10 protein-coding genes are annotated in these 12,378 nt (G+C 61.9%); 5 read left to right on the top strand and 5 right to left on the bottom strand.

The annotated features are described in order from the left end of the window. Window positions 1–118: 118 nt before the first annotated feature. Window positions 119–904, bottom strand: coding sequence for a GntR family transcriptional regulator (locus tag CEJ45_RS00725; protein WP_088753353.1), 786 nt, complete (start codon window positions 902–904; stop codon window positions 119–121). A 468-nt stretch (window positions 905–1,372) separates the two neighbouring features. Between CEJ45_RS00725 and CEJ45_RS00720 the strand changes: the two genes are divergently transcribed. From CEJ45_RS00720 to CEJ45_RS00700, 5 genes are all read left to right on the top strand, one after another. Continuing rightward, window positions 1,373–2,362 carry a malate dehydrogenase gene (locus CEJ45_RS00720; protein ID WP_034350453.1) on the top strand — a complete coding sequence of 330 codons (990 nt, stop codon included), beginning with the start codon at window positions 1,373–1,375 and terminating at the stop codon, window positions 2,360–2,362. A 109-nt stretch (window positions 2,363–2,471) separates the two neighbouring features. After that, window positions 2,472–3,473 (top strand): HpcH/HpaI aldolase/citrate lyase family protein, encoded by a 1,002-nt coding sequence (locus CEJ45_RS00715; RefSeq protein WP_088753352.1) that lies wholly within the window; start codon window positions 2,472–2,474, stop codon window positions 3,471–3,473. 20 nt (window positions 3,474–3,493) lie between these two features. Next, window positions 3,494–4,036: a hypothetical protein gene (locus CEJ45_RS00710; RefSeq protein ID WP_088753351.1), complete on the top strand. Its 543-nt coding sequence runs from the start codon at window positions 3,494–3,496 to the stop codon at window positions 4,034–4,036. Between the two features lie 142 nt (window positions 4,037–4,178). Continuing rightward, window positions 4,179–6,890 carry an aconitate hydratase AcnA gene (gene acnA / locus CEJ45_RS00705; RefSeq protein ID WP_088753350.1) on the top strand — a complete coding sequence of 904 codons (2,712 nt, stop codon included), beginning with the start codon at window positions 4,179–4,181 and terminating at the stop codon, window positions 6,888–6,890. Window positions 6,891–7,042: 152 nt separating this feature from the next. Further along, window positions 7,043–8,290, top strand: coding sequence for a DUF2863 family protein (locus CEJ45_RS00700; protein WP_088753349.1), 1,248 nt, complete (start codon window positions 7,043–7,045; stop codon window positions 8,288–8,290). Between the two features lie 245 nt (window positions 8,291–8,535). On the opposite strand, the gene CEJ45_RS00695 is transcribed toward CEJ45_RS00700, so the two are convergent. From CEJ45_RS00695 to CEJ45_RS00680, 4 genes are all read right to left on the bottom strand, one after another. Further along, window positions 8,536–9,042 (bottom strand): chemotaxis protein CheW, encoded by a 507-nt coding sequence (locus CEJ45_RS00695; RefSeq protein WP_006463271.1) that lies wholly within the window; start codon window positions 9,040–9,042, stop codon window positions 8,536–8,538. An 18-nt stretch (window positions 9,043–9,060) separates the two neighbouring features. Next, window positions 9,061–11,232 (bottom strand): chemotaxis protein CheA, encoded by a 2,172-nt coding sequence (cheA, locus tag CEJ45_RS00690; protein WP_088753348.1) that lies wholly within the window; start codon window positions 11,230–11,232, stop codon window positions 9,061–9,063. Window positions 11,233–11,286: 54 nt separating this feature from the next. Then, on the bottom strand, window positions 11,287–11,652 hold the full coding sequence (locus CEJ45_RS00685; RefSeq protein WP_006463269.1) for a response regulator: 366 nt from the start codon (window positions 11,650–11,652) through the stop codon (window positions 11,287–11,289). Window positions 11,653–11,781: 129 nt separating this feature from the next. Beyond that, window positions 11,782–12,336, bottom strand: coding sequence for a chemotaxis protein (locus CEJ45_RS00680; RefSeq protein ID WP_088753347.1), 555 nt, complete (start codon window positions 12,334–12,336; stop codon window positions 11,782–11,784). Window positions 12,337–12,378 lie beyond the last annotated feature (42 nt).

The following is a 12,378-nucleotide window of genomic DNA, read 5'->3' as shown; positions in this document are numbered from 1 at the left end:
GAAATCACCATCAACTTTTATTGCGCTTCGCAGCATGCCGAAAAGGCTTGACACCAGCCCTTCTGCGCTGGACAGGCAAGGCCCGTCCACCCCCCGGCGATGACCGGTTTCGGTTTGCTCAGCTCAACTCGCTTTGGTAATGATGATTCGTCGTCAGGTACAGACCGCGCCGCATTTCCACCGGCTTGTCGCCATAGGTAAATGAAGCCCGCTCCACACTCAGCAACGGCGTTTGGGGCGTCACGCCCAGAAACTCTGCGGCATCCGGATCCGCCCCGACGGCACGGATGCGTTCTTCGGCACGGATCATGCGCGTACCGAACTCGGACTCGAACAGGCCATACAGGGGCCCGCGGTATTCCATGAGGCGCTCGGCCGTCAGCCCCTTGAAGATGGCGCCAGGCAGCCAGATGTCTTCGAGGATGATGGGAGTGCCGTTGAAGGATTTTACCCGGCGAATGAAAATGACGGAGTCGCCCGACTTCATGTCGAGCTGACGCGCCACTTCGGCCGAGGCGCGTACGCGCTTGACTTCGATGATCTTGTTTTCGGGACGCTGCGGCTCGTCGCTGTCGGCCATCAACCGCAGGAAACGGAACTGCGCCTGGGTCTCGTGATGGGTGGCCACGAAGGTCCCTTTGCCCTGGCGGCGCACCACCAGGTTTTCGGCCGCCAGTTCGTCGATGGCCTTGCGCACCGTGCCCTGGCTGACCTTGAATCGGCTACCCAGTTCGACTTCACTGGGGATGAGCTCACCGGGTTTCCATTCCCCTGCTTCGAGGCGCTGCATGATGAGCGCCTTGATCTGCTGGTACAACGGACTGAAGGTGGGCGCCGGACTGGCAGCACCCGCCCCCGCGGCGTGCGCGTCGACGTTGTTCGAATTGGGCAGGATCGAGCTCATAACCTCGAATTTCACCACAAAACTCCTTCCGGCGTCCAGCAAAAACTAGGCAATAATATGTCTTATATAAGACATAAGATATTGATTGACAGCAGTCTTTCGCAAGCCTACACTCGCGAGCAACCTGAAGAGCCGCAAGGCAGGCAGGGAGCGATCTACCGGTCAGTAGACGATAACGAGAATCGCTCTCATCAAGACCATTCCGGCGCGGCTGTTTTCTGCAGGCAGAACACAAGTTTGACAGGTTTTTGATTTGTCGGCAGAGCCCGGTCCGAAAGCAACTGACTCGCTGCGTTTTCGACGGTATCATGGCGGCCTAACAAGAATTCGAGGAAAACCGCGCATTTCTCATGCGCACCCCTGAAGCAACCGCTACACGGCCCTGCCGCGCCTTGCGCGACGTGACCGCAAGCTGCGCTTCGCTGCAGTCTGAATGCTTTTTTTCATCACCTCTTTTGGAGATTCAACATGGCTAAAGCCCCCATGCGTGTTGCCGTCACCGGCGCCGCCGGTCAGATCGGTTACTCCCTGCTGTTCCGCATCGCCAACGGCGACCTGCTGGGCAAAGACCAGCCGGTCATCCTGCAACTGCTGGAAATCCCCGATGAGAAGGCTCAGAAGGCGCTCAAGGGCGTCATCATGGAAATCGACGACTGTGCCTTCCCCCTGCTGGCTGGCGTGACCGCCCACAGCGATCCGATGACCGCCTTCAAGGATGCCGACATCGCCCTGCTGGTCGGTGCCCGTCCCCGTGGCCCCGGCATGGAGCGCAAGGACCTGCTGGAAGCCAACGCCCAGATCTTCACCGTGCAGGGCAAGGCACTGGACGCCGTCGCATCGCGCAACGTCAAGGTGCTGGTGGTCGGCAACCCGGCCAACACCAACGCCTACATCGCCATGAAGTCGGCCCCCAACCTGCCGGCCAAGAACTTCACCGCCATGCTGCGCCTGGACCACAACCGCGCGCTGTCGCAAGTGGCTGCCAAGATCGGCAAGCCGGTCTCGGCCATCGAAAAGCTGTGCGTGTGGGGCAACCACTCGCCGACCATGTACGCCGACTACCGCTTCGCGACCGCCGATGGCGCCTCCGTCAAGGACACCATCAACGACCAGGAATGGAACAAGAACGTGTTCCTGCCCACCGTCGGCAAGCGCGGCGCCGCCATCATCGAAGCCCGTGGCCTGTCCTCGGCCGCTTCGGCTGCCAACGCCGCCATCGACCACGTGCGTGACTGGGTGCTGGGCACCAACGGCAAGTGGACCACCATGGGTATCCCCTCCGACGGTTCCTACGGCATCCCCGAAGGCACCATGTTCGGCTTCCCGGTGACCACCGAAAACGGTGAGTACAAGATCGTCCAGGGCCTGGAGATCGATGAGTTCTCGCAAGAGCGCATCAACATCACCCTGAAGGAACTGCTGGAAGAGCGCGAAGGCGTCAAGCACCTGGTCGGCTAATTGACCACGGCGCGGCGGCCCTGTAGGGGTGCCGCGCCGATCGTTTTGCAGTTTTGCAGTACGTGACATCAACCGTTCCGACAACCTTACCCCGCTCTCAATCGCAGCAATGCATCCTTCCCAGGTCTTGTTCCCAGGTGCCCAGCAACCGGTTTCGCTTCCGGTGTGCGATCACTACGCCGGCTCCGAAAAGCTGATGCGCAAGTCGATGGCCCTGCAGCAGGAGCTCGGTCCCTTGTTCGACATCACCTTCGACTGCGAAGATGGCGCTGCCGCCGGCAATGAAACCGCGCACGCCGAACTGGTCGCCTCGCTCATCGCCGGCCCCGGCAATGTCCACCGCCGCATCGGCGCGCGCCTGCACGACGTGGGCCATGCGCATTTCGAGCAGGACGTGGCCATCATCTGCGGCGCGGCTGCGCGCGAACTGGCTTACGTGATGTTGCCCAAGCCCGAAGGGATCGACGACGTCCTGCGCGCCCTGGAGAGCATCAATCGGGCCGCCAATGCGGCCGGCCGTGCGCAGCTGCCGGTGCAGGTCTTGATCGAGACCCATGGCGCGCTGGCGGATGCCGGCAAGATCGCCGCCCTGCCCCAGGTGCAGTCGCTGTCGTTCGGGGTGATGGATTTCGTCTCGGCCCATTACGGGGCCATTCCCGGCAGCGCCATGCGCTCGCCCGGACAGTTTGACCATCCGCTGGTGCGCCGCGCCAAGCTGGAGATTGCCGCCGCTTGCCATGCGCACGGCAAGGTGCCGTCGCACAACGTGACCACCGACATCAAGAATCCCGCCGCCGTGGCTGACGATGCGCGCCGCGCGGCACAAGAGTTTGGCTATACCCGGATGTGGAGCATCCATCCGGACCAGATCGGCCCGATCGTGCAAGCCATGTCCCCGGCCACCGAAGAGGCCGAGCTGGCGGCACAGATCTTGCTCAAGGCGCAGGCGGTGCAGTGGGGCCCGATCCAGCATCAGGGCAACCTGCACGACCGCGCCAGTTATCGCTATTACTGGAGTATCCTGCAACGCGCGCACGCCACCGGCATCGCGCTGCCGCCGGAGACTGCACCCTGGTTCGCCCGCGGCGACTCCCCCTCAACCACGCAGTAAACTTGTTTCGACCGACGTCCATGAAAAAGCACCTGACTCTCATCGCCCTGCTGGGCGCACTCTTCGCCACCGCCGGCATCACTGCGGCGCACGCCGAAACCGATACCAAACCGGCCGCCAAGAAAAAGGTCGTCAAGAAGGCGCCCGCCAAGAAGGCCGCTGCCGCTGCAGCCGCCGCAGCACCGGCAGCCAAGATGCCGTTCTCTTCCGAGGCCGAAGATGACGACAGCGAACCCGACCTGGGCGGCACCCTGTCGGCCGACTTCCAGTGCGAAATGGGCCACAAGCTGACCATCTGGAAGAACGAAGCCGACGACAAGCACATCGCCATCCGCTGGGACAAGCGCATCCACCGCCTGACCCGCGTGGAAACCACCACCGGCGCCAACCGCTTCGAAAACCGCAAGATGGGCTTGGTCTGGATCGGCATCCCGGCCAAGGGCCTGTTGCTGGACTCCAAGAAGGGCCAGCAGCTGGCCAACGAATGCAAGAACGCCGAGCAGATCAAGGCCGCCGAAGCAGCACCGGCAACCACCGTCGCTGCGGCACCCCAGAAGAACTGAGCTGGCAGGCAACCGTCAGCTCATCGCGTATCAAGCAACACAGAATCACAGAATCAGGCAGCACCCCGCAGTTCACCATTGCAGCGCAAACCGGATTCGACTAGCTAGCATCACTAAATTGCCAAATTAAGGAGAAGAGGCCATGTCTCGCAACACATTGAACACCCTGAAGGAATTCCCGATTTCCGGTTCCAAGAAGGGCAAGTTCTACTCCCTGCCCGCCCTGCAAAAGTCGCTGGGCGTGAATATCTCGCGCCTGCCGGTGTCGATCCGCATCGTGCTGGAATCGGTGCTGCGCAACTGCGATGGCCAGAAGGTCACCGAAGAACACGTCAAGCAACTGGCCAACTGGGGCGCCAAGGCTGCCCGCGTGGACGAGATCCCCTTCGTGGTGGCCCGCGTGGTGCTGCAGGACTTCACCGGCGTGCCGCTGCTGGCCGACCTGGCCGCCATGCGCAACGTCGCCAGCAAGCTGGGCAAGAACCCCAAGAACATTGAACCGCTGGTCCCCGTGGACCTGGTGGTGGACCACTCGGTGCAGATCGACCACTTCCGCGAGAAGAAGGCACTGGACCTGAACATGAAGCTGGAATTCTCGCGCAACAACGAGCGCTACCAGTTCATGAAGTGGGGCATGCAAGCCTTCGACACCTTCGGCGTGGTGCCCCCGGGCTTCGGCATCGTGCACCAGGTCAACCTGGAATACCTGGCACGCGGCGTGCACAACAAGACCGGCGTCTACTACCCTGACACCCTGGTCGGCACCGACTCCCACACCACCATGATCAACGGCATCGGCGTGGTCGGCTGGGGCGTGGGCGGCATCGAAGCCGAAGCCGGCATGCTGGGCCAGCCGGTCTACTTCCTGACCCCGGACGTGGTCGGCGTGAACCTGACCGGCGCCCTGCGCGAAGGCGTTACCGCCACCGACCTGGTGCTGACCATCACCGAACTGCTGCGCCAGACCAAGGTCGTGGGCAAGTTCGTCGAATTCTTCGGCGAAGGTACCGAATCGCTGTCGCTGACCGACCGCGCCACCATCGCCAACATGGCACCGGAATACGGCGCCACCATGGGCTTCTTCCCGGTCGACGACGCTACCATCGACTACTTCAAGGGCACCGGCCGCACCAAGGCTGAAATCGACGCCTTCGAAGCCTATTTCAAGGCACAAGGCCTGTACGGCGTGCCCAAGGCCGGCCAGATCGACTACACCCAGGAAGTCTCCCTGGACCTGGGCACCGTCGCCCCGTCGCTGGCGGGTCCGAAGCGTCCGCAAGACCGCATCGAGATCGGCAACGTCAAGTCCACCTTCTCGGACCTGTTCACCAAGCCGACCGCTGAAAACGGCTTCAACAAGAAGGCCGAAGACCTGACCGCGTCCTACAAGAACGCCGATGGCGTGGATGTGCACAACGGTGACGTGCTGATCGCCGCCATCACCTCCTGCACCAACACCTCCAACCCGAGCGTGCTGCTGGCCGCTGGCCTGCTGGCCAAGAAGGCCGTGGAAGCCGGCCTGAAGGTGGCCCCGCACATCAAGACCTCGCTGGCCCCTGGCTCGCGCGTGGTGACCAAGTACCTGGAAGCGGCAGGCCTCTTGCCGTACCTGGAAAAGCTGGGCTTTGGCGTGACCGCCTACGGTTGCACCACTTGCATCGGCAACGCCGGCGACCTGACCCCGGCCATGAACGAAGCCATCGTCAAGAACGACGTGGTGGCCGCCGCCGTGCTGTCGGGCAACCGCAACTTCGAAGCCCGTATCCACCCGAACATCCGCGCCAACTTCCTGGCCTCGCCTCCGCTGGTCGTGGCTTACGCCATCGCCGGCAATGTCACCCGTGACCTGATGACCGAACCGGTCGGCAAGGGCAAGGGCGGCAAGAACGTCTACCTGGGCGACATCTGGCCGACCTCGCAAGAGATCGAAAAGCTGCTGAAGTTCGCCATGAACGCCAAGACCTTCAAGGAAAACTACGCCGATGTGAAGGGTGCGCCGGGCAAGCTGTGGGAAGCCATCAAGGGCGTCGCCAAGGGCGAAGTCTACAACTGGCCGAGCTCGACCTACATCGCCGAGCCGCCGTTCTTCGAGAACTTCAGCGAAGAACCCAAGGCTGCCGCCACCGGCATTAGCGGCGCGCGTGCCCTGGGCGTGTTCGGCGACTCGATCACCACCGACCACATCTCCCCGGCCGGTTCCATCAAGGAATCCAGCCCGGCCGGCAAGTGGCTGCAAGCCAATGGCGTGCTGAAGGCTGACTTCAACTCCTACGGCTCGCGCCGCGGCAACCACGAGATCATGATGCGCGGCACCTTCGCCAACGTGCGTATCAAGAACCTCATGATCCCGGCCAAGGAAGACGGCTCGCGCGTCGAAGGCGGCATCACCATTCACCAGCCTTCCGGTGAAGAAATGTCGATCTACGACGCCGCCATGAAGTACGTGGCTGAAGGTACCCCGACCATGGTCTTCGGTGGCGAAGAGTACGGTACCGGCTCCTCCCGTGACTGGGCTGCCAAGGGCACCCAGCTGCTGGGCGTGAAGGCCGTGATCGCACGTTCCTTCGAGCGTATCCACCGTTCCAACCTGGTCGGCATGGGCGTGCTGCCGCTGCAGTTCCTGGGCAACGACAGCGTGCAGTCGCTGGGCATCACCGGTGAAGAAAGCTTCGACCTGAAGGGCCTTGAAGGCGAGATCAAGCCGCAACAGGAAGCCACCCTGGTGATCCACCGCAAGAACGGCCAGACCCAGGAAGTCAAGCTGCTGCTGCGTATCGACACCCCGATCGAAGTGGACTACTACAAGCATGGCGGCATCCTGCCGTTCGTGCTGCGTCAACTGCTGGCAGCCTAAGCAGCGCACGTCCTACCCTGCAGCAAGGAAAACGCCGGATTCGTCCGGCGTTTTTTATTGCCCCTTGGCGCTGCGCAAGGCCGCGGCGGCTGACAGGGCTGACAAATCATCTACAATAGGCGGTTTCGTTTCCACACCTACAGATAGCCTACATGCGTCGTCCCGCCAAACGTTCCTCCTCCAAGCTTTCTGCCGACAGCCAGCATCTGGTGACTTTTGCGCAAGCCATCGCGCAAGCCTCCAGCCGGCTCGAAGAGCGCGCCTGGCTCAAGCCGCTGGACGCCCTGCTCAACAAGCTGCTGCGGGCCGGCCAGCAAGGCCTCATCGATGCTGCCCTGGATCATCTCTTCAAGGCCGACCTGGATGCCTATGACATCCTGATCGAAGCCGTCGAGGCCGGCAGCGAGGCCACCTCGCTGGAACACGAGGGCCAGGACTACGACGTGCAGCTGCTGGTGCTGCCGGTACTGGCCTGGACCCGCTTCGCCATCGCCTCCGGCCCCATCGGCAGCGAGCTGCTCACCGCCATCGGCGCGCACCTCCATGCCCACGTCCTGGCCAAGGATGCCCGCATGGCGCTGGCCCCGAGCCTGTTCTCGATCGAGCAGCTGCCGCGCGTACACGCCGACGTTTTTGCCCTGACCCGCCAGATGGGCCAGACCGCCCTGAAAACCGGCCCGGTGCAGCTGCGCGGCGAACAACCGCCGACCGCCGCGTTCCTGGCCGACACCCGCTACGTGATCGCCGCCGTCGTGGTGCCGGCCGGCGCAGCGCTGTTCCACTGGCAGGAAAGTGAACAGCAGAGCCACTTCTCGGCCAGGAAAGAGGCCGCCTTCGAGGCCTGGACCCAGCAGGCCACGCCGCTCTTCACGCGTCTTCTGCCTGGCTGCAGCGTCGAGCTGCTGCTGCCGCAAGCCTATTTCTTCGGCTGCCGCGAGGCCGACAAGCGCATCCGCCCGGCGTCCATCCGCGCTGCCGATTACTTCCTGACGCAGACCCTGGACATTTCCTCCTCCGAGCTGCACGCCAGCATCGGCGGCTTTTCCGAGGACATCAATGGCCAGATCGATGAATACCGCATCGGTTTTTCCATCGGCGGCGATCCCACCGTCGTCTATGGCACGGTCTGGCCGCTGTATGAGCAGGAGAGTGGCGAAGACTTGCCCATGATGATCCCGACCGGTGCGGGTCTGCTGGAGGGCATGCCAACCAGCCCGCTGCAGCAGATCCTGACGGTGCTGCGCGAATGCGGCATCGTGCACATCAAGCATCATGCAGAACGCTTCACCATGGAGTTTTGCGACGACTGTGGCGCACCGCTCTTCCCTGACCGTGAAGGTGAACTGGTGCATGCGGAAATGCCGGAAGATACGCCTCCTCCGGTCGAGCATTTCCACTGAGAGATGAAGCAAAGTCCTGCCGGGAGGCAGGACGCGCGGTCCCGGGCAAAGCCGGCGCGCACAAAACTTCACAGGCGCTGGAAAGCGCCCATAAAAAAGGCATCCACCACACGGCGGATGCCTTTTTCTCTTCTGTATCGGGCTATGATGCCCGCTTTTCCTGCGGTACCGAATGACGACGTGCGCCAGATCCGGACTGCGTCTCCTCCGGATCCCGTACTGCCAGGCTGCAGAGCCTCAATGAATCAGGCAGCCAGCTTTTCGATCAGGCCCATTTCGGCGCTGGACATGAGCTTGTCGATGTCCACCAGGATCAGCATGCGCTGTTCCAGGGTGCCCAGGCCGATCAGGTAGTCGGAGTCGAAGGTGGTGCCCATCTCCGGTGCCGGCTTGATCTGTTCCTGGGTCAGGGTGATGACGTCGGACACGCTGTCGACCACCATGCCCACGACGCGGCCGCCGATGTTGAGGATGATGACGACGGTGAACTGGTCATAGGTCGGCTCGCCCAGCTGGAACTTGATGCGCATGTCCACGATGGGGACGATGATGCCGCGCAGGTTCACGACGCCCTTGATGAAGTCGGGCGAATTGGCGATGCGGGTCACGGCTTCGTAGCCGCGGATTTCCTGAACCTTCAGAATATCGATGCCGTATTCTTCCTTGCCCAGGGTAAAGGCGAGAAATTCGTTTCCGTTGCTGTCGGTCTTTTCGCCGAAGCCGGAAAGATTCTTGGTTGCAGTGTCAGACATGTTGAGGCCCTTTAAAAATCAGGAAAATACAGATTCGTCATTCAGTTGGCGGCTGGATCGCAGCAAGGCTGCCACATCGACAATCAGGGCGACGCCGCCGTCGCCCAGAATGGTAGCACCGGAAATGCCAGCGACCTTTCGATAGTTGGATTCCAGGTTCTTCACAACGATTTGCTGTTGTCCGATCAGGTCATCCACGAAAAGTGCCGCCTTTTTCCCATCTGACTCCAAAATGACCACCAATCCTTGCGAGGGATCGGTAAATGAAGGCTCGATGTTGAAAATCTGATAAAGCGGGATCAGCGGCAGGTATTCGCCGCGCACGCGCAGCACCTGGCCCTGACCGGAAATCTCTTTGATATCTTGCGGCAAAGGCTGCAAAGATTCAACCACATATCCTAGCGGCAATATGTAAACTTCTTCACCGATGCGAATCGACATCCCGTCCAGGATCGCCAGCGTCAACGGCAGCGAGATCGAAATCGTGGTGCCGAAGCCCTTGCTGGAGCGGATATCGACCGCGCCGCCCATGGCCAGGATGTTGCGCTTGACCACATCCATGCCCACGCCACGGCCGGAAACGTCGGTGACCTGCTCGGCGGTGGAGAAGCCGGGCTCGAAGATCAGTTGCCAGACCTCGGCATCGGTGAGGCTGTCGGTGACCGGCATGCCCTGCTGCTTGGCCTTGGCCAGGATCTTGTCGCGGTTCAGGCCGCCACCGTCGTCGGTGACTTCAATGATGATGTTGCCGCCCTGGTGCTCGGCAGACAGTGCCAGCACGCCCGCTTCGCCCTTGCCGGCGGCGCGGCGCGCCTCGGGCAGTTCGATGCCGTGGTCGATGCTGTTGCGCACCAGGTGGGTGAGCGGATCGACGATGCGTTCGATCAGGCCCTTGTCCAGCTCGGTGGCTGCGCCGTGGGTGACGAACTCGACCTGCTTGCCCAGCTTGTGCGCGAGGTCGCGCACCATGCGCGGGAAGCGCGAGAAGACGTAATCCATCGGCATCATGCGGATCGACATCACCGATTCCTGCAGATCCCGGGTATTGCGGCTCAACTGGCTGACGCTGTTGAGCAGGTGTTCGTGATGCATGGGATCGAGCTTGCCAACGCGCTGCTCGATCATGGCCTGGGTGATCACCAGTTCGCCCACCAGGTTGATGAGCTGGTCAACCTTTTCGATGCTGACACGGATCGACGAGGATTCCTGGCCGGTGCCGCCCTTGGCCGCCTTCTTCTCGCCGCCATGGTCACCATGCAGGTGGCCGTCGTCGTGATGGCCGTTGCCATTGCCGCCATTGCCGCCATGACCGTTGCCACCGGCGGGGGCAGCCGCCTCGCCATCGTTCTTTTTGGCGCTGATGTCCAGCGGCACGAAGGGAGCAAAGAAACCGTAGCCCTGCTCGCGCTCCTTGTCTTCGATGGCGGTCTGGTTATCGAAGAAACCATAACCCTGGGCGCGCTCGCGCTCTTCCTGGGTGACGAAATTGTCGAAGAAACCATAGCCGCGCTCTTCGTCGCTGCTCTTGGCGGCTTCAACGGCTTGCGAAATCTTCAGGTCGGCCACGTTCACGATGAAGGCGCAGATGGCGACCACGTCATCGATCGGTTCGGCCGTGTCGAGGATGAAAATCCAGTTCCCCTCGGGCGACTTGGATTTTTCCAGCTTGCCGAGCATGGACAGCTCGTCGGCCAGAGCCTCGGCATCCTTGTCGGCGATCACCGGCATGTCCAGCCGGTAGCGGTGCACGCCACCGGGACCGACCACGGCCGCTTCGGCCGCCGCAGCGGCGCTGGAACTCTTGCCCTGCGACAGCGCCTCCAACAGCATGCGCACGTCGCCCACGGCATCCTGGTCGACCGTGGCGCCGTGCTTGTGCCCGTCCAGCATGGACTTGAGCACATCCTTGGCGGCCAGGAAGGCATCTACGTGTTCCGAAGTCAGCTTCATCTGGCCCTGGCGGATGCGATCCAGCAGCGACTCCAGGACGTGCGTGACTTCAGCGATGTCGGTCAGGCCGAAGGTGGACGAACCACCCTTGATCGAATGGGCGGCACGAAACACCGCGTTGAGGTCTTCCGGATCGGGAGACGCCACATTGACGGCCAACAACAGCTTTTCCATTTCCGCGAGCCCTTCCTCGGCCTCGTCGAAAAAGACCTGGAAAAACTGGCTCATATCAATGCTCATGCCTGGGCTCCATGCTGGATGCAGTACGTATCTTCTTCTTGTCCCGGCAACAGATCAGCCGATCACCTTGCGCACCACCTCGGTCAGGCGCTGCGGGTCGAAGGGCTTGACCAGCCAGCCATTGGCGCCGGCGGCCTTGCCCTTGGCCTTCATCTCGTCACTGAACTCGGTGGTCAGCATCAGGATGGGCACGCGCGCGTAACTGGTCAGCTCGCGCAGGGAGCGGATCAGGGTCAGGCCGTCCATGCGCGGCATGTTCTGGTCGGTCAGGACCAGGTCGAAGGTATGCGTCTTGGCCTTTTCCAGCGCGTCCACCCCGTCGACCGCCTCGGTCACGTTGTAACCCGCAGCTTTCAGACTGAATACCACCATCTGACGCAGTGACCCGGAATCATCTACTGCGAGAATCGTTTTGGACATCGTTACTCCCTGTTTCTTCAATAAGGCTCATGCGCGTATGCATTATGCCGCACCCTTGGCCACCGACCTATCGCCCAGCCAAGGCCGGAATGACCTAGTTCAATCTTGTACCACTCAGCCAGCCACCGCTCAGAACAGCTCGATGTCGCCACTTTCCATGCGGGTCTGGCGCACTGCCTTCCACAGCCCGGTGTCGAGCATGTTGAGGCGCTCTTCGATGGCCTGCACCGTGCTGGCCAGCAATTCCCTGACCTCTTCGTCGGACTGGCCCTGCTCCGGGACGATCTCGAAACTGTTCGCACTCAGGACCCCCAGCGCCTCACGCAGGCCGATCACGCGGCGTACGATACGCTCCAGCAACTGGCTGGTCATGTCCTGGAACTGCAGGCCGGTCACGGCCGCGTTGACATAGTGGCTGACTTCGCCCTGGGTCACCTTGAGCTGATCGATGCTGTCGCTGTCGAACTGGCCGCTGCCATTCATCAGGCCTTCCAGGATGGTCTGCTGTGCCTGGACCGCGCGGTGCAGCTCCATGAAACTGTTGCCCAGCTTGCCGATGGCTTCGCCCAGCAGGATGTTGGTCTGGACCAGGTCCGACTCCACTTCCGTCAATTGGCGGCTGCCGCCGCTGGCAGTATCGAGCAACAAGCGCTTGAGCTCCTGCAGCATGGTCTTGGTCGGCATATCCGGCTCTCTTCCCCTGTTCAATTGGAACACTTCTGCTTC

It is taken from the genome of Herbaspirillum aquaticum (assembly GCF_002213425.1).
Lineage (GTDB): Bacteria > Pseudomonadota > Gammaproteobacteria > Burkholderiales > Burkholderiaceae_D > Herbaspirillum > Herbaspirillum aquaticum.
The sequence above is the reverse complement of the archived record's forward strand: the minus strand, read 5'-3'. Positions and strand labels throughout refer to the sequence as shown.